General features: G+C 41.8%; 23 protein-coding genes. 18 read left to right on the top strand and 5 right to left on the bottom strand.

Going from position 1 to position 21,979, the window contains the following annotated elements; translation table 11 throughout:
• Positions 1-16: 16 nt before the first annotated feature.
• The 10 genes from FFM57_RS08700 to FFM57_RS08655 all read left to right on the top strand — a co-directional run bounded on the left by FFM57_RS08700 (position 17) and on the right by FFM57_RS08655 (position 10,721).
• On the top strand, positions 17-703 hold the full coding sequence (locus FFM57_RS08700) for a DUF4956 domain-containing protein (protein WP_137600130.1): 687 nt from the start codon (positions 17-19) through the stop codon (positions 701-703).
• A gap of 12 nt (positions 704-715) precedes the next feature.
• On the top strand, positions 716-2,560 hold the full coding sequence (locus FFM57_RS08695; protein ID WP_137600129.1) for a carbohydrate-binding domain-containing protein: 1,845 nt from the start codon (positions 716-718) through the stop codon (positions 2,558-2,560).
• A 63-nt stretch (positions 2,561-2,623) separates the two neighbouring features.
• Entirely contained in the window at positions 2,624-3,154 is a 531-nt protein-coding gene (locus tag FFM57_RS08690) for a DUF1269 domain-containing protein (RefSeq protein ID WP_137600128.1), read from the top strand.
• Between the two features lie 48 nt (positions 3,155-3,202).
• Positions 3,203-3,886, top strand: coding sequence for a response regulator transcription factor (locus FFM57_RS08685; protein ID WP_137600127.1), 684 nt, complete (start codon positions 3,203-3,205; stop codon positions 3,884-3,886).
• Complete coding sequence (locus FFM57_RS08680; protein WP_137600126.1) at positions 3,886-5,217, top strand: sensor histidine kinase; 1,332 nt, start codon at positions 3,886-3,888, stop codon at positions 5,215-5,217. Before FFM57_RS08685 ends, FFM57_RS08680 begins: the two co-directional genes overlap by 1 nt.
• Before the next feature lie 54 nt (positions 5,218-5,271).
• Complete coding sequence (gene rnz, locus FFM57_RS08675) at positions 5,272-6,216, top strand: ribonuclease Z (RefSeq protein ID WP_137600125.1); 945 nt, start codon at positions 5,272-5,274, stop codon at positions 6,214-6,216.
• A complete protein-coding gene (locus FFM57_RS08670; RefSeq protein ID WP_137600124.1) occupies positions 6,213-7,001 on the top strand; it encodes an SDR family NAD(P)-dependent oxidoreductase in 789 nt (262 codons plus the stop codon). Before rnz ends, FFM57_RS08670 begins: the two co-directional genes overlap by 4 nt.
• A gap of 100 nt (positions 7,002-7,101) precedes the next feature.
• Complete coding sequence (gene recJ, locus FFM57_RS08665; protein WP_137600123.1) at positions 7,102-9,408, top strand: single-stranded-DNA-specific exonuclease RecJ; 2,307 nt, start codon at positions 7,102-7,104, stop codon at positions 9,406-9,408.
• Positions 9,398-9,916, top strand: coding sequence for an adenine phosphoribosyltransferase (locus FFM57_RS08660; RefSeq protein WP_137600122.1), 519 nt, complete (start codon positions 9,398-9,400; stop codon positions 9,914-9,916). The genes recJ and FFM57_RS08660 overlap by 11 nt, the downstream gene beginning before the upstream one ends.
• 145 nt (positions 9,917-10,061) lie before the next feature.
• Entirely contained in the window at positions 10,062-10,721 is a 660-nt protein-coding gene (locus FFM57_RS08655) for a Crp/Fnr family transcriptional regulator (protein ID WP_137600137.1), read from the top strand.
• A gap of 75 nt (positions 10,722-10,796) precedes the next feature.
• On the opposite strand, the gene FFM57_RS08650 is transcribed toward FFM57_RS08655, so the two are convergent.
• The gene (locus tag FFM57_RS08650; RefSeq protein WP_137600121.1) at positions 10,797-11,030 is read right to left on the bottom strand and encodes a hypothetical protein; all 234 of its coding nucleotides are present in this window, start codon (positions 11,028-11,030) and stop codon (positions 10,797-10,799) included.
• 160 nt (positions 11,031-11,190) lie between these two features.
• On the bottom strand, positions 11,191-11,814 hold the full coding sequence (lexA, locus tag FFM57_RS08645) for a transcriptional repressor LexA (RefSeq protein ID WP_137600120.1): 624 nt from the start codon (positions 11,812-11,814) through the stop codon (positions 11,191-11,193).
• 137 nt (positions 11,815-11,951) lie between these two features.
• Between lexA and FFM57_RS08640 the strand changes: the two genes are divergently transcribed.
• From FFM57_RS08640 to FFM57_RS08615, 6 genes are all read left to right on the top strand, one after another.
• Positions 11,952-12,194: a DUF896 family protein gene (locus tag FFM57_RS08640; protein WP_137600119.1), complete on the top strand. Its 243-nt coding sequence runs from the start codon at positions 11,952-11,954 to the stop codon at positions 12,192-12,194.
• 32 nt (positions 12,195-12,226) lie between these two features.
• On the top strand, positions 12,227-14,218 hold the full coding sequence (gene tkt / locus FFM57_RS08635) for a transketolase (protein ID WP_137600118.1): 1,992 nt from the start codon (positions 12,227-12,229) through the stop codon (positions 14,216-14,218).
• 94 nt (positions 14,219-14,312) lie between these two features.
• Positions 14,313-15,245 (top strand): cysteine synthase A, encoded by a 933-nt coding sequence (gene cysK / locus FFM57_RS08630; protein ID WP_137600117.1) that lies wholly within the window; start codon positions 14,313-14,315, stop codon positions 15,243-15,245.
• A gap of 118 nt (positions 15,246-15,363) precedes the next feature.
• Positions 15,364-15,825: a Fur family transcriptional regulator gene (locus tag FFM57_RS08625; RefSeq protein ID WP_137600116.1), complete on the top strand. Its 462-nt coding sequence runs from the start codon at positions 15,364-15,366 to the stop codon at positions 15,823-15,825.
• Complete coding sequence (locus FFM57_RS08620; protein WP_137600115.1) at positions 15,806-16,180, top strand: RidA family protein; 375 nt, start codon at positions 15,806-15,808, stop codon at positions 16,178-16,180. Before FFM57_RS08625 ends, FFM57_RS08620 begins: the two co-directional genes overlap by 20 nt.
• A gap of 291 nt (positions 16,181-16,471) precedes the next feature.
• A complete protein-coding gene (locus tag FFM57_RS08615) occupies positions 16,472-17,821 on the top strand; it encodes an FAD-dependent oxidoreductase (protein WP_137600114.1) in 1,350 nt (449 codons plus the stop codon).
• A gap of 44 nt (positions 17,822-17,865) precedes the next feature.
• On the opposite strand, the gene FFM57_RS08610 is transcribed toward FFM57_RS08615, so the two are convergent.
• Complete coding sequence (locus FFM57_RS08610) at positions 17,866-18,378, bottom strand: aminoacyl-tRNA deacylase (RefSeq protein WP_137600113.1); 513 nt, start codon at positions 18,376-18,378, stop codon at positions 17,866-17,868.
• Positions 18,379-18,499: 121 nt separating this feature from the next.
• Here FFM57_RS08610 and FFM57_RS08605 point away from each other — a divergent pair, with 121 nt between their 5' ends.
• Positions 18,500-18,727 carry a hypothetical protein gene (locus FFM57_RS08605; protein WP_137600112.1) on the top strand — a complete coding sequence of 76 codons (228 nt, stop codon included), beginning with the start codon at positions 18,500-18,502 and terminating at the stop codon, positions 18,725-18,727.
• Between the two features lie 57 nt (positions 18,728-18,784).
• Here FFM57_RS08605 and FFM57_RS08600 read toward each other — a convergent pair whose 3' ends face one another.
• Positions 18,785-20,239, bottom strand: coding sequence for an ATP-binding protein (locus FFM57_RS08600; RefSeq protein WP_137600111.1), 1,455 nt, complete (start codon positions 20,237-20,239; stop codon positions 18,785-18,787).
• Positions 20,236-20,961 carry a winged helix-turn-helix domain-containing protein gene (locus tag FFM57_RS08595; RefSeq protein WP_137600110.1) on the bottom strand — a complete coding sequence of 242 codons (726 nt, stop codon included), beginning with the start codon at positions 20,959-20,961 and terminating at the stop codon, positions 20,236-20,238. Before FFM57_RS08595 ends, FFM57_RS08600 begins: the two co-directional genes overlap by 4 nt.
• A 143-nt stretch (positions 20,962-21,104) precedes the next feature.
• Between FFM57_RS08595 and FFM57_RS08590 the strand changes: the two genes are divergently transcribed.
• Positions 21,105-21,881 carry a Cof-type HAD-IIB family hydrolase gene (locus FFM57_RS08590; protein ID WP_137600109.1) on the top strand — a complete coding sequence of 259 codons (777 nt, stop codon included), beginning with the start codon at positions 21,105-21,107 and terminating at the stop codon, positions 21,879-21,881.
• The last annotated feature ends 98 nt before the right edge of the window (positions 21,882-21,979 follow it).

Below are 21,979 nucleotides of genomic sequence, written 5' to 3'. Positions count from 1 at the left end.
TTAAGGAGGAAACCAAATGTTAGATAGTTTATTTACAACGAGTACTACCACCACCACGACTTTTTCTTTAGGCACCTTACTTGTCACGATGCTCTGTTCCTTAGGGCTGGGACTAGTAGTGGCGTATTGTTACATGTTTAAAAATTATTACACGAAAAACTTTGTGGTTACCTTAGCGATTTTACCGTTGTTCGTCCAACTAGTGATTATGTTAGTCAACGGGAACTTAGGAGCTGGGGTCGCGGTAGTGGGTGCTTTTAGCCTGATTCGCTTCCGTTCAGTGCCAGGAGGTTCCAAAGAAATTGTTACTATTTTTTGGTCCATGGGCATTGGTCTGGCCACTGGGATGGGCTATGTGGGTTACGCCGCCTTATTCTCAGGTGTTGCTGCTGTCTTTTATTTTATTGTCACTGTGACACCTTTTGGTAAAATGCCCCCCCGCCCGCAACGTCAATTAAAAATTACTTTAGCCGAGGATTTAGATTTCGCCAATATTTTTGATGATTTACTGGAAAAATACACTACCAGTTATGAATTACAACAAGTAAAAACCACCGACATGGGGAGCCTTTATGAATTGAATTACTTGTTAACTTTAAAAGACAGTACGCAACAAAAAAATTTATTAGACGACTTAAGAGTGCGCAACGGTAATCTACCCATTAGCATTGGTCGTGTCGCTGTTAATCGTGACGAATTATAGGAGGAAAATTTTATGACGAACAAGAAGAAAAAAAGTCTGCTAGCTTTCATTTTTGTCTGCGGCTTGTTACTGGCTGCCTGTCAAAAAGAAAGCAGTAGTGCAACGAATAGCTCAGAAAGTCAGGAAAGTAAGAGCACGACCAGCAGTGTGGTGGCTACTGCTGCGGACACTAGTAGTACAAACGAGTTGAAAGGCAATTACCACGACGAAGATTATAATGACGACACGACAACGATAGATACCACGCTTACTTTAAGTGGCAGTTCCGCCACCATTGAAGGCACTGGCGCGGTGCTTAAAGACGGCGTACTAGCGATTACTCAAGGTGGTAATTATGCCTTAAGCGGGGACTTTACTGGTGAAATTACCGTCAATACTACTGAAGAAGTGCATTTGATTTTTAACGGGGTGACCTTAAGTAATCCCACCGGCAGCGCTCTAAACATTATTGAAGCGGATAAAGTAATTATTACTTTGGCTCAAGATACGATGAATACAGTTAGTGATGGGGCGAATTATAGTGAGACTAGTGATGACGGGACGACGGCAGCTATTTACAGTAAGGCCGACCTAACCTTTAACGGCAGTGGCACGCTAAAAGTTAGCGGGAAATATAAAAATGCCATTCAATCTAAAGATGATTTAACTTTTATAGCTGGTAGCTATGAAGTAGATGCAGTGGGGGATGCTATCAAAGGAAAAGATAAGGTAGCCATTTTAGCCGGAACCTATGACTTAACCACAACCGGTGGCGATGGGATTCAAAGTACTAACACCGAAGAAAGCGATAAAGGATATGTAGCCATTGATGGTGGCACGTTTACTATCAACAGTCAATCTGACGGCGTGCAAGCGGCGACGATTTTATATTTGCAACAAGCCACAATGGCGATTACCACAACTGGTGAATTATCCGCTGCCAGTGATGCCGTGAGTTTAAAAGGGTTGAAAGCTAGCGGCGATATCGTAATGAACAGCGGCGTCTACACGATTGATGCTGTTGATGATAGTTTGCACAGTGATAGTAATATTACGATTAATGGCGGGACACTGGACTTAGCCAGCCAAGACGACGGCATTCATGCCGATAGCACCTTGACTATTAACGACGGAACAGTAACGATTAGCCAATCTAATGAAGGACTGGAAGGGGCAACGATTAATTTAGCGGGCGGGACAATCGACGTGACTGCCAGTGATGATGGCCTTAATGCCTCAGCTGGTTCAACTACCACGAGTGCTGGTGGCTTTGGCGGCGGTGGTGGCATGGATCAAAGTGACGGCAGTGTATTAAATATTACCGGCGGCACGTTAATCGTCAATGCCGATGGCGACGGGTTAGACAGTAATGGCGATATTACCATGTCTGGCGGGAACGTGACCGTTTACGGGCCGACAAATGGCGGCAACGGTGCCTTGGATTATGCAGGAACATTTGAACTTACTGGTGGCACGTTAATGGCTAGTGGTGCTGCCGGAATGGCCCAAAGCGTCAGCAACGATTCCACCACCACGAACTTTGAACTTTATTTAGATAGCCAAGTGAATGGTGGCGCGATTGAAATTAGTCAAGATGGTAAAATCTTAGGAAGCTATACGAGTGCTAAAAGTTTGCAAACAATTGTCTTTGCTTCAACGGAACTTAAGACTGGCACGGTGACCGTTAAAGTGGGGGACGATAGTTACACCCTGACCTTAACAGAGACGAGCTCTAGCCTTAATCAAGATGGCTCGACGTATAGTGGCGGTCAAATGGGTGGTGGCATGGGAGGCGGTGGTCGTCAAGACATGCCGCAAGGCGGCGGTCCAACACGCCCCGATAGTACTAATAATTCTCCACAAACCACCCAAGAATAAACAGCTCTTGTTTGCTGAATCCCGTTGCTGTTTGCTACAATGAAGGCAAAGGAGGTTGATTCCATGAAAAAAGTAATCATCCTAGATTTTGATGCCGAAGCAAAGAACTACCAAGCTTTTTCTGAAATAAAAAAATTAGTTGCAAGTGGTGCTTTAAAAGGTGAACAGATGGCGGTAGTCCAACAAAAAACAGACGGTAGCCACACTTTTACGATTGAAGATTTCATTGATTTTACAGGTCAAAACAAAACGGCCAAAAGCAGTATGATTGGTTCCATTATTGGCATTTTTGGCGCTGGTCTTCCTGGGATGCTCATTGGCTGGCTGACAGGTTCGGTGATTGGCAGCGTTCAAGATGCCAAAGAGATTCGTTTAGCTAAGACCATTTTCGAACATGTCAACGATCAGATTCACGAAGGAGAAACCGGCGTGGTACTGATTGCCGATGAAGAGGATAATCGTCCTTTAAATCAATTGATTATGGGAGAGCTGGGGGGCCAAATTAATCGCTTAGACTTTGCAGACGTGATGGCTAGTATTGAGGCGGCTAAAAAAGAACCCACAGCCACTAGTGATGCAGCAGCAAAAAAATAAATAAATCCGAGGCGGATTATTCCTCCTCGGTTTTTTTGGAGGCTTTCCATGTACGAATTATTAGTTGTCGAAGATGACGTTGAACTCGCGCAAGCCGTCGCTGATTTTTTAAAAGATTTAGCACAAGTCACTATTTGCCACGACGGTTTAACTGGGCTAGCTAAAGCCCAGACTGGACTTTTTGATGTAGTAGTTTTAGATATTATGTTGCCGGGGCTAGATGGCCTCAGCGTGTTGGCCACTTTACGAAAAAAGCAAATCTATACGCCGGTTTTATTGTTAACGGCCAAAGATCAATTGCAAGATAAAGTGGCAGGTTTTGAAAAAGGTGCTGACGATTATTTAACGAAACCTTTTTTCCGGGAAGAATTAGTTTTGCGGATTAAAGCTATCTTAAAACGGACCAAAGGGTTACAAGAAGAAGAATTTTTGCAGGCTGGGGACTTAAAAGTCAATCTTGGTACTCGTCAAGTTTTTTACCAACAAACCGCGATTGAACTCCAAGGAAAAGAATTCGACTTACTAGTTTACTTGATGGAAAATAAAGGACGCATTTTAACAAAGGAACAAATTTTTGATCGCATTTGGGGTTTCCAATCGGTGACGACACTATCTGTCGTGGAAGTTTATCTTTCTAATTTACGAAAAAAATTGCGCAGTGTCGGGATTGAAGACTGGATTAAAACATTGCGGAATGTTGGCTACCAATTTCAGAAAGTGGAGTACAACTGATGGAAGAACAGTTAATTAAAAAACAAACGCGGCGGCTTTTTTTCGGCTATTTATTAACGTTTGCCCTCCTCTTTACACTATTAGGCGTTGTGGTCTTTCAAGCTATCAACCGCAATATGTATAAAGAAGTAGATCGCAATTTAACCAGTGCGGCTCAAAGTCAGCGCACGATAGAACGGGAAGTTAAATTTTTAAAGGATGAGCCCAAGACAACACCTCCCAGTAATAATACAACACCACCAAACGATGAAAATCTTAATTTTGATGATGGGGATTTTCGTAGTGATTTGCAGCAAGTAGTTCTATTGTGGAGTAAAAAGGGGGAGCTGTTAAATGAGGAGGCCTTAGGTGTTCGTTTTACCGAGTATTCACAAGTGACTTTAACAACAACAGTACTAGATAAAATTACTAGTTTGAGTTATGAGGATAGTCAAGGTGTTCAGCATACCTTTCACCAAATTACAGTCGCAGCTAGCAGCGCTGATTTAACGGAACTTGCTTATGTGCAAGTGTTAGTTAATACAGATCAAATTAAGACGAGTATGAAAAGGTTTCAAGTGACTTTGCTTTTGGCGATGGGTGTCGCCTTTATTGTCGCTTTGATTGCTAGCTACTTATTGGCACAACGAGCCTTAAAGCCAATTGTTAGCGGTTGGGAAAAGCAACAAGCTTTTGTGGCTAATGCGTCCCATGAGCTGCGGACACCGTTAGCTGTGATGCAAAGTCAATTGGAAGGCTTATTTCTGTCGCCTGAAAAACAAGTGATTGAAGTTTCTGAGCCGATTGCGACCACCTTAAGAGAAATTCGCCGTTTAACAAAACTTTCCAATGATTTATTATTGTTGGCTCGTTTTGATGCCCAACAAAGTGTCAGTGATAAAAAATTAACAGCAGTACCGCACTTTTTGCAAGAAATCAGCGAGCCCTATAGTGAGTTAGCTCAAGGCGAAGGCAAAACGCTGTTATTAGATAATACCGTGACGGAAAGCTTACTTTTTGATCCTGATCAAATCCGACAACTCTTACTCATTCTTTTAGATAATGCCTTGAAATACACAACAGCTGGAGATACCATCACAATTCTTTCTAAAGTCCAAGAAAAAAATTGGCTGCTGCAAGTAAAAGATACCGGTGGTGGCTTTCAAACCGTTAGTCCTCAACAACTTTTTGAGCGTTTTTATCGAGAAGACACCGCACGAACGACGAAAGGTAGTGGCTTAGGATTGGCGATTGCCAAAACGATTGTCACCAGTCACGATGGCGAGATTAAAGCTGAGAAAAATTTGCCCCACGGAGCGATTTTTTCAGTCACCTTGCCGCGCAAAAAGTAAAAAATGTGGTAAGCTGAGTAAAGTAGCAAAATGATAGATAGAAAGTAGAACGTTATGGAAATTGAATTTTTAGGAACAGGCGCCGGGGTCCCCGCAAAACAGCGGAACGTCACCAGTATCGCCTTAAAATTGTTAGATGAACGCAATAGTATTTGGCTTTTTGACTGTGGGGAAGGCACGCAAATGCAAATTTTAAAAACTTCGATTCGCCCCCGCAAAATTGAAAAAATTTTTATTACCCACTTGCATGGTGATCATATTTTTGGCTTGCCTGGCTTATTGTCTTCCCGATCTTTTCAAGGGGGTAGTGAACCTTTAACCATCTATGGACCAGTAGGTATTCAACATTTTGTCAAAAGCGCCTTAAAAGTCAGCGGTAGTCGCTTAGCCTATCCCATCCATTTTGTGGAAGTAAAGGCAGCGGGCATTCTTTTTCAAGATCAACAATTTACAGTTTACGCGGCGGAATTGGATCATGGTATTCAAAGTTTTGGGTATCGGGTGGTAGAGGCACCTCACGTAGGGGAATTGCAAGTCGTTAAATTAAAAGCATTAGGTGTCCCCGCTGGACCTCTTTACGGCAAACTTAAAAAAGGTGAAACCGTCACGCTAGCCGATGGCACCTTGTTACAGGGGAAAGATTTTATCGGTGGTGCCCGTCCAGGTCGGATTGTCGCTATTTTTGGCGACACTCGTCCTACGACTGCCTCTTTAGACTTAGCGCGTAACGCTGATGTCATGGTGCATGAAAGTACTTTTGGAACTGGTGAAGAGCAGATGGCGAAAAATTATTTTCACAGTACCAATACCCAAGCAGCCCAAATTGCCCGCCAAGCCCACGTAAAAAAATTATTATTAACCCATATCTCCGCCCGCTATTTGGCACAAGACGTGCAAGTGTTAGAAAGAGATGCCCAAAAAATTTTTCCAGCGACGAAAGTAGTAAAAGATTTTGATCGGATACTAATTCCCTTAAAAGAAAGCGAGGATGAGAGATGAATTTACAAGATAAAGTAGTCTTAGTAACAGGTGGTTCCTCTGGTATTGGCGAAAAAATTTGTTTAGCGGCGGCGAAAAAAGGGGCGACAGTTATCGTTTGTGCCCGCCGAATTCAATTAGTTGGGCAAGTAAAAAATACATGTAGCGAGCTTGCGGGTAAACCTTGTTACGGCTACCAGTTAGACATTGCGAATCCAGAAAGTGTTGACAGCTTACTGGCAAAAGTTGCAGAAGAAGTAGGGCAAGTGGACATTTTAGTAAACTGTGCTGGTTTTGGTTTATTTGAAAACTTTATCGAGATGGATTACCAGACGATTGAAAAAATGTTTGCCGTCAACGTCTTAGGTTTAATGTATTTAACCCAAGCAATCGGTTTAACTATGGCTAAAGAAGGTCACGGTCAAATTATTAACATCGCCTCACAAGCTGGCAAAATGGCCACGCCAAAGTCGGCGGTCTACTCCGCTACTAAATTTGCAGTGCTAGGTTTTTCTAATGGTTTACGTTTAGAACTAAAACCTTACAATGTGCAAGTGATGACGGTGAATCCTGGGCCAATTGCCACCGACTTTTTCCAAAAAGCTGATCCTAGTGGCAACTACTTAGCGCAGGTGGATTGGTTAGTGCTAGAACCAGAAAAATTAGCCAATAAAATTGTCGCTAACTTTGGCACGCATCGGCGGGAAATTAATGCGCCGTGGTTTATGGAAGGCGCGAGTCGCTTCTATACGCTTTTCCCACACCTGGGAGACTATTTAGCAGGCACACTTTTTAATCAAAAATAATGTAACGATCCGCCAGCTGATCTTAGGATTTAAAAAGCCTTGACGCAAATTGTCAAGGCTTTTTAAATTGTGCTATAATGGGCGGGTTGGAGGTGTCTTCATGAAACAAGCCCGCTTTTTGTGGCAGCAAGGAACAACAACTGCTGTGGCCCCGGAATTAGCCAGTGCTTTACAAGCGCTAGGCATTGATGAGAGTTTATATCCTTATGCAGCTAGTCTCGGTTTAACCGATGAAGCTAGCTGTCAAAAATTTTTTGCCCCCACCTTTGCTGATTTAAATGATCCATACTTATTATCAGGCATGGAAAAAACTATCGCGCGTTTACGACAAGCGATTGAACAACAAGAACAAATTTTAATCTACGGAGATTATGATGCAGATGGCATTACCTCCACGACCATTTTGAAAGAAGCTTTAGAAATGGTGGGGGCCAACGTCGTCTATTATTTGCCTAACCGTTTTAAAGACGGTTATGGTCCCAATCAAAGAGTCTACCAAGAATTTATTGACTTTGGCGTCCAACTAATTGTGACGGTGGATAATGGGGTCTCAGGTCATGCAGCGATTGACTATGCCAACAGTCGGAACGTCGATGTAATTGTGACCGATCACCATGAGTTACCAGAAGAATTACCACAGGCTTATAGTATTGTCCATCCCCGTCATCCTGCTGGACACTATCCTTTTGGGCAGTTAGCCGGTTGCGGAGTAGCTTTTAAAGTAGCATGTGCCTTACTGGAAGAAATTCCTAGTGAACTGTTAGAACTCGTAGCCATTGGTACGGTGGCGGATTTAGTCCCTTTAGTAGATGAGAACCGCGCTTTAGTTCAATTGGGTCTACAACAGATGCAAGTAACAGAGCGTTTAGGTTTACAAGCCCTTTTACAAGTGGCTAAAGTCGACTTGACGCAAATTAGCGAAGAAGATATCGGTTTTCAAATTGCCCCGCGCTTGAATGCGTTAGGGCGCATGGCGGATGCTTCAGTGGGGGTTGAGCTCTTAAGCACTTTTGATTTAGCTGAAGCGGAAAGTCTCGCCCAACTAGTGGACACTACGAATCAAGAGCGCAAAGAACTAGTCAGCAATACTTTTCAAAACGTTGTGGACTTGGTGGATACGGAAGCACCGGTGATTTTTGCTGCCCATGAAGCGTGGCACGAAGGAATTTTAGGAATTGTCGCCGGTAAGTTGGCCCAAGAATACCGCAAGCCTACTTTAATTATGACGATTAATCCTGAAACTCAGATAGCCAAAGGTTCTGGGCGTAGTGTAGGGGACTTTAATCTTTATGAAGCGTTAAAAGAAGTCGCACCGTTGTTCACTGCTTTTGGCGGTCACAGTATGGCGGCCGGTTTTTCTTTAGCAACGACGAATTTAAAAGCGGTGGAAGAACAACTGGCTGCGAGCTTTACGGCTTTTGCTGTCAAAGGTCCCGTGCAAGAAGAACTATTTGTGCCTTTTACCTTAACTAATGAGCAGTTAACCTTAGAAATCTATCAACAACTTCAACGTTTTGCGCCTTTTGGGACGGAACATCCCAAGCCGGCGGTACTTTTAGAAAAACAACACGTGACAAACGTCAAAAATCTAGGGGTCAATGGCGCTCATTTAAAATTACAGGTTACCGGCCCCAAAGAAGCAGTGGACGTGCTAGCTTTTAATAAAGGCTCGGAAAGTTTTGAATTTCTTAGCGAACAATCGATGGATTTAGTAGTGAATCTCAATTTAAATCAATGGAACGGTGCCAAAAAATTGCAATTGATGTTAGTAGACTATCAAGTTCCTGAAAAAGAATTTTTTGATTACCGTGGGCAAAAGAATCGGCTCCCTATGTTACCTAAGAGGACGACCTATTATCTCGTTTTTCAAAAGAGTAATCTGAAACGCTTAAAATTGCCGCCAGAACAAGTCTTAGACTTGGAAGCTTTACCGCAGCTTTTACCTAGTGATAATTTAATCGTCGCAGATTGTCCCACCTCGCTGGCTCAGTTGAAGACTGCTTTAAAGCAAACCCAAGCCACCCGCATTTTTCTCTGGTGTTATTCTTTTGAAGAAGCCTACTTAAATGGGATTCCTTCCCGCCAGAAGTTTGCCATCCTCTTTAAATTTATTAAAGTCACACCAAATCTTGACGTGCGCTATAAATTGGCGCCCTTGGCTAAACACTTGAAGCTGTCGGAATCCTTATTAATTTTCATGATTCAAGTGTTTTTTGATTTAAATTTTGTTACAATAGAAAATGGCGTGATGAACGCCGCTGAGTCAGTTAGTCAAAAAGAGCTAACGGCTAGCCCTAGCTATCAAGCGCGCTTTACCCAAATGAAAACTGAAGAATTTTTGCTCTATGCCAGCATTCCAGAACTTAATGCGTGGCTAGCAACCAAGGAGGAAAACCATGAATCTTAAAGACTATATCGCCAGTATCCCTGACTATCCTGAAAAAGGAATTATTTTCCGCGACATTTCGCCTTTAATGGCGGACGGTGCCGCTTACCGGGAAGCGACGAAACAAATCGTAGATTATGCTAAAGAAAAACAAATTGACATGGTGGTGGGACCAGAAGCTCGCGGCTTTATTGTCGGCTGTCCCGTTGCTTATGAATTAGGCGTTGGCTTTGCCCCAGCCCGGAAGAAAGGCAAACTGCCACGAGAAACCGTTGAAGTAAGCTACGATCTAGAATATGGTAGTGCAACTTTAACACTGCACAAAGATGCTATTAAACCAGGACAACGGGTCTTAATCTGTGATGACTTATTAGCAACTGGTGGCACGATTGCTGCGACTATCCAATTGGTTGAAAAACTTGGCGGCATCGTTGTAGGTTGTGCTTTCTTGATTGAATTACAAGAATTGCACGGTCGTAACCACATTAACCAAGATAAATATGACGTGCTAACATTAATGGAATACTAAAAGGGAAGAGCGGGTGACAGTAGTTTTGTCGCCTTCTCTTTTTTTGAGTGCCAGAAGTAACTTCTAGCTTGACGTAAACAAATTAGTTGAAGATGTCATGGGCAAAGACTATGCTAAAGAAAAGAATAGAAAGAAGGTCGCCAGCTTGCCCCACGATCATTTATGTATTACCTTAGTTCCCTTGTTAAATCATTTGCCCCACGAAGACCAACTAAAAATCAATCAGCTCTTGCATCATCAAGTGTTTGCTAAAGGAGAGCACGTGATTAATCCCTTGTTGGATCCGCGCCTAGCCATTGTAGCTCACGGCAGTTTGAAAATTTATCAACTCTCCCCAGCTGGGCAAGAACAGTTGTTGCGGGTGGCCGAAGCTGGTGATTATGAAGGGGAAAACTTTTTGTTTGGCGTAGAAAATGAAACCTTATACGGTGAGGCTTTAGAAGAAACAGAAGTCTGTTTCTTAAAGCGGGATGATTTCCAAAAATTATTACTTAGCTATCCGGAAATTAGTTTGAAACTCCTGACCTTTAACGCTGAAAAGGCCAGCTCCACTGAAAAGCAAGCTTCCTTTTTACTGATGGAGCGCGTAGAAGAGCGCTTAGCCACTTACTTATTAAATCTCAGTAAAACAAAAGACAGTGCCACTTTTACTTTACCATTAAAGATGAAGGAGTTGGCGACTTTTTTAGGAACGACGCCAGAAACCCTTTCCCGCAAGTTTAAGTTATTAGAAAAAGAAAAATTAATCAGCCGCGATAAAAAGACCGTCACACTTTTAGATCAAGACGGCCTAGAGGATATGTAAAAAGCAGGATGAAATCATTTTTTGATTTCATCCTGCTTTTTAGTATGCAGTAAACGACTAGTGTTTTTCAGCTGTTTAATTTCTGGGGGAGGGCACTGAGTTTTTTTGGTTAGAAAATTCGCGAGAGTAAGTGCCTGGATGTTGGCGCGTCCGCATTTCTTTTTTGTAGCGTTTCTCATCCCAAGCCATCAACCATAAAAGCATCATGGGAGCGAAGATGAGCAAAACAGTCACGCCATCTAAGCGTCCTAATAAAATTCCCAACAACAATACAATTAATAAAAAGCCCGTCCGACGAGTTCCTTTCATCTTCATCACCTCATAGTTTAATACGAACATCTGTTCATGTTTTTATTATACGAACAAACGTTCTCTTTGTAAAGGGGAACGCCGCTAAAAAAAATACTTTTTTGAAGAAAGAAAAAAGAATCATACCTAGCAATAGGTATAATCCTTTTTAGGGCGGCTATTAAAAAATATGATTGCGATACAAGCCCACCACTTTGCCTAAAATAGCAACGTGTTCCAAAATAATTGGGGCCATGGTTTCGTTTTCTGGTTGGAGGCGGTAATAATTATTTTCTTTGAAGAAACGTTTGCAAGTGGCTTCATCTTCATCCGTCATGGCAATGACAATGTCACCGTTACTTGCGTCGCTTTGTTTACGAACAATTACTTGATCACCATCTAAGATGCCCGCTTCAATCATGGATTCGCCGCGAATTTTTAACATAAATAAACTATTTTCTTCGTAACGAAGATCAGGGGGTAAAGGGAAGAAGTCATTAGCTTCTTCGACAGCTAAAATAGGTTGTCCGGCAGTAACGACCCCAAGGACGGGAATATTTTTATCACGAATGCCTAAAGTTTCTAAACCGCTAGGGGTTAATTCAATGGCGCGTGGTTTGGTAGCATCGCGGGTAATCAATCCTTTTTTTTCTAAGCGGGAGAGATGGCCGTGAACAGTGGATGTGGAGGCCAATGAAACGGCTTCACCAATTTCACGAACGGTAGGGGGAAAACCACGTTCTTCTACTTGCTGATAAATAAAGCGTAAGACTTCCATCTGTCTTGATTCGCTTTTTGCGGGCATGAAGGCACCACCTTTTCCAAATTTTATTGAACGTTTGTTCCTTTTTTTATTTTACCACAGGAAAATCTGATAATCAAACGAGTGTTCGTATTTTTTTTTGTAATTTTTTGCTATAATCTTTGGTAAAGGAGGTTGCCATGATTACAGAAGAATTAATTGCCCGCATCAACGCGCTAGCCGCCAAGAAAAAAGCAACGGGGTTAACTAGTGAAGAAGAGAAAGAACAAAAGGCTTTACGGCAAGAATATTTAAAAGGATTTCGTGAAAATATGCGTCACCACGTAGAAGGTTTGAAAATTGTCGATGAGTTTGGCAATGATGTGACACCTGACAAGCTCAAAGAAATTCAAAAGCAAAAAGGGCTACATGGCCGTAAATAAAATTATTTAATTCCTTAAAGGAGGATTTTCCCTTGTTTGATAAAATTGATGAACTGGCGATTAATACCGTCAGAACTTTAAGTATTGATGCTGTACAAAAAGCCAACTCCGGTCACCCTGGTTTACCCATGGGTGCTGCTCCCATGGCTTATGTGCTTTGGACGAAACATTTAAAAATTAATCCTGCAACTTCTCGTAACTGGCAAGACCGCGATCGTTTTGTCTTATCCGCAGGTCACGGTTCCGCTTTACTTTATAGCTTATTACATTTAGCTGGCTATAAAGTAAGTATTGACGATTTGAAACAATTCCGCCAATTACATTCCTTAACGCCAGGGCATCCCGAAGTGTTACACACAGATGGTGTCGAAGCGACAACCGGTCCTTTAGGGCAAGGCATTGCCATGGCTGTAGGGATGGCCATGGCTGAAGCCCATTTAGGTGCTACCTATAATCAAGATGATGCTAAAATTGTTGATCACTATACGTATGCTTTATGTGGGGATGGCGATTTAATGGAAGGTGTGTCGCAAGAAGCCGCATCTTTAGCCGGTCATTTAAAATTAGGTAAATTAGTTGTTTTATATGATTCCAACGATATTTCCTTAGATGGTCCTACTTCAAAAGCCTTCACTGAAAATGTTGGCCAACGTTTTAATGCCTATGGTTGGGAGCATATCCTTGTTAAAGACGGCAACGATTTAGCTGAAATTGACGCGGCCATTGAAAAAGCAAAAGCCAATACAGAACAACCAACTTTAATCGAAGTGAAAACGGTCATTGGTTACGGTGCACCTAACGCCGGTACTTCGAAAGTCCACGGCGCACCACTAGGAGCTGAAGGTGTCAGTGCTAGTAAAGTTGCTTATCATTGGGATTATCCAGAATTTTTCGTGCCAGAAGAAGTCAGCCAACGTTTCAAAGAAACGATTCAAGTTCCTGGAGAAATTGCTGAAAAAAATTGGCAAGTGGCTTTTAAAGATTATGCTGAAAAATATCCAGCCTTAGCTGAACAATTTACCAAAGCTTTCCGGCAAGAATTACCTGATAACTGGGAAGAAAACTTACCCACTTATGAAGAAGGCTTCTCCCAAGCTAGCCGCGTGAGCTCAAAAGAAGTGATTCAAGCTTTATCCGCGGCCGTGCCAAGTTTATGGGGTGGCTCTGCCGATTTATCTGCTTCTAACAATACGATGGTGGCAAAAGAAATTGATTTCCAACCTGGGCAATATCAAGGGCGTAACATTTGGTTTGGCGTTCGGGAATTTGCCATGGCTGCAGCCATGAATGGGATTCAATTACACGGTGGGACCCGCGTTTACGGCGGGACATTCTTCGTCTTCGTGGATTACTTACGACCTGCTGTCCGCTTAGCAGCGTTACAAAAAGTTCCTGTAACTTATGTGCTAACTCACGATTCAGTAGCTGTCGGAGAAGATGGACCTACCCATGAACCGGTAGAACAACTTTCTTCTTTACGCGGTATGCCTAACTTAAATGTCATCCGACCAGCTGACGCTAATGAAGTTGTCGCTGCTTGGAAAATTGCCATGACGGCTAAAGAAACACCAACAGCTTTAATTTTAACGCGGCAAAACTTACCCGTTTTAGCAGGAACCCAAGAAAAAGCACACTTGGTAGCTAAAGGTGGTTACGTTCTTTCTCCACAAACGGGTGAAACGCCAGCTGGTCTTTTGATTGCTACCGGCTCAGAAGTTCAATTAGCAATGGGTGCCCAAGAAGTCTTACGAGCTAAAGGGATTGATGTAGCAGTTGTTTCGCTGCCAAGCTTTGCTTTATTTGAACAACAAAGTGCCGCTTATAAAGAAAGTGTCTTACCAAAAGCTGTCACTAAGCGTGTCGCAATTGAAATGGCAGCTTCCTTTGGCTGGGACCGTTACGCTGGCGACCATGGTGCCATTATTGCCTTAGACCGCTTCGGTGCGAGTGGTAACGGCGGGACTTTAGTCAAAGAATTTGGCTTTACTGTTGACCATGTTGTTGCGGCTTACGAAAATCTTTAAAACCAATGAAAAGAAGTAGAGAAATCTGCTTCTTTTTTCTTTTCATTTTTTCATTCTTGGAGTAAGATGAGGACAATAAAGGAGGAATTTTCATATGTCTAATAAAATTGTTTCATCTGTTGCTGATTTAATTGGCAATACCCCCATTGTCAAATTAAATCGTCTCGTGCCAGCAGGTAGCGCTGATGTTTATGTTAAGCTGGAATCTTTTAATCCTGGCGGTAGTGTCAAAGACCGCATTGCCAAAGCAATGATTGAAGCGGCAGAAGAAGCTGGTGCTTTGAAACCAGGAATGACTATCGTGGAACCCACCAGTGGGAATACAGGAATTGGCTTAGCTATGGTGGGTGCGGCCAAAGGTTATGCGGTGGTCATTATCATGCCTGATACCATGAGTGTGGAACGACGCAAATTAATGCAAGCCTATGGAGCAAAATTAATTTTAACCCCTGGCGCTAATGGGATGAAAGGAGCGATTGCTAAAGCACAAGAACTAGCACAAGATGCTGCGTACTTTATGCCAATGCAATTTGATAATCCGGCTAATCCCCAAATTCATGAAGTGACAACTGGTGCTGAAATTATTGATGCCTTTGCCGACGAAACTTTGGATGCTTTTGTGGCAGGTGTGGGAACCGGTGGCACGGTTACCGGTGTTGGACGAGCTTTGAAAAAAGTATATCAAGAAATCGACATTGTTGCCGTGGAACCAACCGAATCTCCTGTCTTAGCTGGTGGGCAACCTGGTCCGCATAAAATTCAAGGAATTGGCGCTGGTTTTGTACCGAAAGTATTAGATGAAAGTGTCTATACAGAAATTGCAGAAGTCGCTAGTGCCGACGCTTTAGCCACCGCCCGCAAAGTGGCCAGTGAAGAAGGACTTTTAGTAGGTATTTCTTCTGGTGCAGCAATTTTTGCCGCTTTACAAAAGGCAGCCGCATTAGGTACTGGTAAAAAAGTTTTAGCTTTAGCGCCAGATACCGGCGAACGTTATCTATCCACTAGTCTTTACGATTTTGACGCTTAATTTTCCCCCGTTAAAAAAGTAAACTCACTAGAATAAAAAAACAATCTGTTTCCTTCTAGACAGATTGTTTTTTTTCGTTGAAAATAGTATGATAAAGGAAAAGAGGGGGGAAACGTCGATGGAAAAACAACAAGTAGCTGCCGCTGTTGAAAAATTAAAGCAGCAAGGTGTGCGAATCACACCGCAACGTTATGCTATTTTAGATTACTTGATTGAGAGTCATCGGCACCCAACAGCTGATGAAATTTATCAAGCTTTAGCCCCACAGTTTGCCAAGTTAAGCGTCGCAACGATTTATAATAATTTACGCTTTTTAACACAACATAAAATTGTCAAAGAGTTGTCTTATGGGGATCATGCTAGCCGTTATGATTTTGTCACTACGGAGCATTATCACGCCATCTGTCGCCAATGTGGTGCGATTGTTGATTTCTTTTATCCTGGTCTAGAAGATGTGGAGATTGCTTCCAGTCGTTTAACTGGTTATCAACTCGATGAACATCGTTTAGAAGTATATGGGCTATGTCCCCAATGTCAAAAATTAAAGGAGGAAAGTGCAGATGAAAACTTTACACACTGATGCAGCACCCCAAGCAATTGGTCCTTATTCGCAAGGACAAGCGGTTAATGGTTTTTTATTTTGTTCTGGGCAAATTGCCTTAGATCCAGCAACTGGCGAAGTAGTTGGAAAAGATATTGTGAGCCAGACTAAACAAGTTTTAAAAAATATTGATGCTTTATTAAAAGCTAGTGGGCTTAGCGCGAGTAACGTAGTCAAAACAACTTGCTTTTTGAAAAACATCGAAGACTTCACCACCTTCAATGAAGTTTATGGAACTTATTTTACTGAACACAAGCCAGCCCGTTCAGCAGTAGAGGTAGCACGCTTACCTAAAGATGTTTTAGTGGAAATTGAAATTATCGCAGCTGAATAGCTAAATTTAACACAAATACAGCCTATGATGGGCTGTATTTTTTTGTGAAAAAATTTTTTCCCAACAGCACTCTCTATTTAGAAACGGTTATTATTTATTAAATTTATTTTCATTTTAGATAAATTTCACATGAATGAATTTGTGGAAAGGTATTCATTATAATAGCTTTAAGGGATTAGAATCTCGTAAAATGTGAAAACTAATGTTTAAGTTCACAAACATAAGATTTTCTTTTTTCTCCGTTTGTCAGTAGACTTTCCTCAGGTGAGAGCCTAAAAGGAGGAATTAATGATGAAAGTTATCGTAGTAGGATGTACCCATGCCGGAACCACAGCAGTGAAAAATATTTTAGCGGAACAGCCGGATGTTTCCTTAACCGTTTATGAAAAAAATGACAATGTCTCATTCTTATCTTGTGGCATTGCTTTATATGTCGAAGGATTAGTGAAAGATGTTCAAGGACTATTTTATTCTAACCCCGAAGAACTAGCTAGCCTAGGGGCTAACGTGCAAATGGAACATGAAGTTCTCGATATTCAATTAGCTGATAAAACCATGACCGTTAAAAATTTACAAACAGGCGAAATTTTCACCGATACATTTGATAAGTTAGTGATGACGACTGGTTCTTGGCCAATCGTACCGCCAATTCCTGGGATTAAGAGCGAAAATATTTTGTTGTGTAAAAATTTTCACCAAGCGCAGACGATCATTGCCAAAGCACAAGACGCTAAAAAAATTACCGTCGTAGGTGGAGGATACATCGGAATTGAATTGGTAGAAGCTTTTGTGGAAAATGGTAAAGAAGTTGTTTTAATCGATGGCTTAGATCGTATTTTAAATCGCTATTTAGACGCACCATTTACCGATATTTTAGAAAAAGAATTAACAGAGCGCGGCGTTACCTTGGCTTTAGGTCAAACGGTCCAAGAATTTGTAGCAGATGCTGAAGGTAAAGTTGCTAAAGTAGTGACGAGTGAAGATAGTTTCGCTAGTGATTTAGTTATCTTGTGTGTGGGCTTTAGACCCAATACTAGCTTGTTAAAAGACCAAGTGGACATGTTACCTAATGGTGCGATTATCGTTGACGAATACATGCGCACCAGCAATCCTGATGTTTTGGCTGCAGGGGATAGTGCAGTGGTACACTACAATCCAACGGGTGAAGCCAGCTATATTCCATTAGCGACTAATGCTGTCCGCCAAGGCTTGTTAGTGGGGAAAAATTTAGTGGCCCCTACTTTACGCTACCGAGGGACGCAAGGAACTTCTGGCTTGTATCTATTCGGTCAAAAAATTGGCTCAACGGGATTGACAGTCACGGCGGCTAAAATGTTAGGTTTAAATGTTGGGAGTACCATCATGACGGATAACTATCGGCCAGAATTTATGCCGACAACCGAAGCTGTGTTAATGGAAATTGTCTATGAAAAAGATACGCAACGTATTGTAGGCGCCCAGTTAATGTCAAAATATGACATCACGCAATCGGCCAATACTTTATCCCTAGCGATTCAAGAAAAATTAACCTTAGAAGATTTAGCGTTAACTGACTTCTTCTTCCAACCGCATTTTGATCGCCCTTGGAACTATTTAAACTTGTTAGCCCAAAAAGCCTTGGCTGAAGCCAACGCAAAATAAAAAAATAAAAGGTCTCACGTCAAAAAAGACGCGGGACCTTTAAATTATTTAGGTTCACTAATTGATGCAAAATGACCTGCAACGAGTTTAGCCAAGTCAAGAGGAGCTAGTTCGACGGAACGTCCAATTTTACCGGAAGAGACAATTAAGGTGGGGGCATCTTTAGCTAGCTCCGCGATAAAAATTGGAAAGTGAGGATGCGTCTCATGAATCCCTACTGGCGTGTTAGCACCATGTTCATAGCCGGTGGTAGCTACTAAATCTTTTAAGGGAATCATCCCGACTTTTTTATTACCGGAAGCTTGGGCTAACAGTTTGTAGTTTACTTGATGGTTTAAAGGAACTACGGCAATGATAGGTCCGGTTTTATTACCAGTGAGGGCTAAGGTTTTATAAATTTTTTCTTTAGCGGTGGTGAGGGCGTCGACTTGTAATTGGGCCACGTGATGGTCTTCTTCCCACGGTAATGCTAATTGCGTGTAGGGAATTTTATGTTTGTCTAAAATTTTTTCCACGAGAGTCTTTCCTAAAGTATTTTGTTCTTTTTTCTTTTTCATTTGGGAACCTCCACTTGTAGTGTTCATTTTTCCACTCCTTACCAAGAAAAAAATTGGGCAACATATGTTGTGATTGCTGAATTTGTCAAGACATGTTATGTTGGATTTAAGGAGGGGTTTTATGAATCAAAATGTTATTGAATTAGGAAAGAAGTATCTTGCTTCTCCTAAAGAATGTCAGCGTCCTTTAGTAGGAGTTGCGGTGGCAAAAAATGCACTTCACGTTACTTTAAAAATTCATCACTATGAACTTTTGGACCATGAAACGATCGCCGCTAAAGAAGGAGAAATCACTACGACGTATCAAGAGTTGATTGGTCCTTTTCGACCTAATTATTTCTTTAGCTAGGACACTGACAGCTGGAAGGAGGACTACACCGTGATTGACGGCGCAGTCCTCCTTTTTTTATTGCGCTTGTGGCTCTTTGTTAGGGAAGAATAAAGTAAAAGTTGTTCCTTTATTTAAGGTGGAGTCTAAAGTAATCGTGCCGCCATGGAGCAACATGATTTGTTTGACGATGGGTAACCCTAAGCCTGATTCCCCGTACTTGGTATTTTTACGGGAAGGATCGACTTTATAGTAACGATCCCAAATATTTTTTTGCTGTTCAGGAGTCATTCCAATGCCGGTATCTTTTACACTAATTTTAACGCCATCAGGAAGTTCCGTCATATCAATGGTAATCGTTCCGTCAGTAGTGAACTGAATGGCGTTTTGAATAATGTTTACTAATACTTGAACAAAACGATCGGGATCAGCATAAATGGTAGCGTCTTTGTGCACGGCTAAAACTAACTGATTACCAGAAGCAGCTGCTTTTTCTGTCATTTGAGTGACGATGCCTTCCAATACTTCTTTACCGCTGAAAGCTTTCACCATCATGCTAATTTGATTCGTGCGAATTTTTTCATAGTCTAGATTTTCGTTAACGAGACGAATTAACCGCTTTGTTTCGTTTTCCATTAAGTGCAGCGCTTTTTCTTTCCGTTCAGGGGGAATCGCATTGTGGCTAAGACCTTCCAACAATCCATTAATCGTTGTTAAAGGAGTCCGCATCTCATGAGACGCATCTGCCATAAATTGGGCGCGTCGTTCTTCTTGTTCCTGAACTTCATGCCGGTATTCTTTTAAGGAGTGGGCCATGCGGTTAAAATCTTCCCCCAGCTCATCAAACTCGGATTTACTTTTTTCATTGGTTTCAATTTGCACATCAAAGTTACCATCGCGAATCTCTTTAGTGGCCGCTTTCAAACGATTAATGCGTTTCACTTGGTACTGAGCTAAAAAGTAGGAGAGGAGAACGGCCGCAAAACTCGAAATAATAAAACCTTTAATGAGATTTTCAGTAAAAGGGATCATGGCTTTACGAATATTATCGGCAGGCTGACTTACTACTAAAGCTCGCACAAAAGTTGTGGCGCCATCCACTTGACTATACATAGGTAAAATAATATAAGAGGTAGTAATATCGCTTCCCAAAAGATCCGTTGTACGGGTATTAGTGAGATAATTTCGTCCACTGGTGGTGGTACCACTGGCTACTTCTTGCCATTGACTATTACTAATTTCAATTTGTTGATTGCTATTGGAAGTAGGATAAATAATATTGCGCTCACTATCCACATAAAAAAATTGCGCTTGGTCATTTGCTAATAAAATTTCCGATAACTTCATGGAAGTAATCATTTCTGGATCCGTTTTACTGGAGTTGACGATTCCTTGAGCATAGCGATAAAGTTGAGCGTAATTGCTTTGCTCTAAACTATTACGAGTGAAGCTAATGAAAGATAGACCGACGATTAAAAGCACCATCATAATCAACGCCCAAAAAGCTAGGAGTTGTTGGTAGAGAAATTTCATTGGCCCGCCTCAGAGTCATCGAATTTATAGCCGACACCCCAAACGGTTTGGATGACTTGAGGGCCAACTTTTTCAACCTTTTGCCGTAATTTTTTTATGTGGGCGTCTACTGTGCGTTCATCGCCAAAATATTGGTAGTCCCAAACAAGTTCTAACAGTTGCTCACGGGAGAAAACTTGCTTCGGTTTTTTAGCCAAAGTAAAGAGCAAGTCGAACTCTTTAGGTGTTAAGCCTTCAATCAATTGATCATTAAGATAAGCTTCCCGCGTTTTTTCGCTAATTTTTACATGGGCTGTTTCCACATCAAAAGGATTGTCATCTGTGGCTTGGGTAGCGGTCGTAACTTGTTCGCTTTGTTCGAAGCGGCGATGTAACGCTTTAATCCGGGCGATTAAAGTGAGGGGACTAAAAGGTTTCGTCACATAATCATCGGCCCCAATTTCTAAGCCCAATACTTGATCGCTTTCCGAGTCGCGGGCCGTTAACATGATTAAAGGCACCGTCTTTGACACTTGGCGAATCTTTCGCGCCACGGACATGCCGTCTAAGCCAGGTAAATTTAAATCGAGAGTAATCATATCCCACTTGTCTGGTTGGTCTAAGAAGGCTTGTAAACCGTCTTTCCCGTCATACTTAAAAGTAGCATCCCAACCTTCATTTAAGAAAAACATTTCCATCATTTCTGAAACCGATTCATTGTCTTCAATCATTAAAATATTCACGTATATTTCCTCCTTGGCGGATTTTTCCTGTTGTCTTCGCTTTGTTTCAAGTATACTCAAAAGCAAGAAAAGACACAAACTTCTAGGCAAATTCATTGTAATTTGTTACCATGAACACGATAGTAAGAAAGGATGAATTTTTCATGAAACCGCAAGCCATAACTTTTTTTGATTTAGATGGCACCTTATTGAATGAACACTCACAAATCACGCCCGCTATTGCCGAAGCCATGGCGCAATTAAAACGAAATAACGTTTTGCCAGTAATTGCCACGGGCCGCACGAATCCAGAAATTGAAGAGATTAGTCAACAAAGCGGCATCTCCTCTTTGATTACCATGAATGGCCAATACATTCAAGTCGAAGGCGCAGAAGTCTATTCTGATATTATCACTACCCCCGTCATTGAACGTATGCTAGCCGCAACAAAAGCCAACGGTCACCAGCTGGGCTTTTACAACCATCGTAAGATTCGTGTTACTGGCCACACCGAAAATTTAATCGCGGCCTACGAATTTATCCATTCCCCTGTACCCATTATCGATGAAGACTTTTATTTAAAAGAACCCATCAATATGTTGTTAGTTTTATCAGAAAAAGGACCGGAAGATGAAAAATATCTCCGGGACTTTCCTGAGTTACGCTTTTTTAGAAATGGTCCGCATTCCATCGATACGATTGCTCATGATGGTTCCAAAGGCCATGGCGTCAAAAAACTTTTAGAAGTGATGGGGTATGAGGATGTGCCGACATATGGCTTTGGTGATGGCCCCAACGATCTTGATTTATTAAATGCTTGTGACGTTAAGATTGCCATGGGGAATGCTCAACCACAATTAAAAGCTTTAGCGGATTTTGTCACAAAAGAAAACACCCAAGGGGGCATTATTCATGCCTTGCAAGAATTTAAATTACTTTAATTAAAAATTTATGTACAATAAAGAGGCTGTGACATAACTGCCTCCAAAACAAAATAAAATCCACAGAAATTGAAAAATCATTGAGATTTTCATTTTCC

This window comes from Enterococcus nangangensis (assembly GCF_005405245.1).
GTDB classification, from domain to species: domain Bacteria; phylum Bacillota; class Bacilli; order Lactobacillales; family Enterococcaceae; genus Enterococcus_J; species Enterococcus_J nangangensis.
The sequence above is the reverse complement of the archived record's forward strand: the minus strand, read 5'-3'. Positions and strand labels throughout refer to the sequence as shown.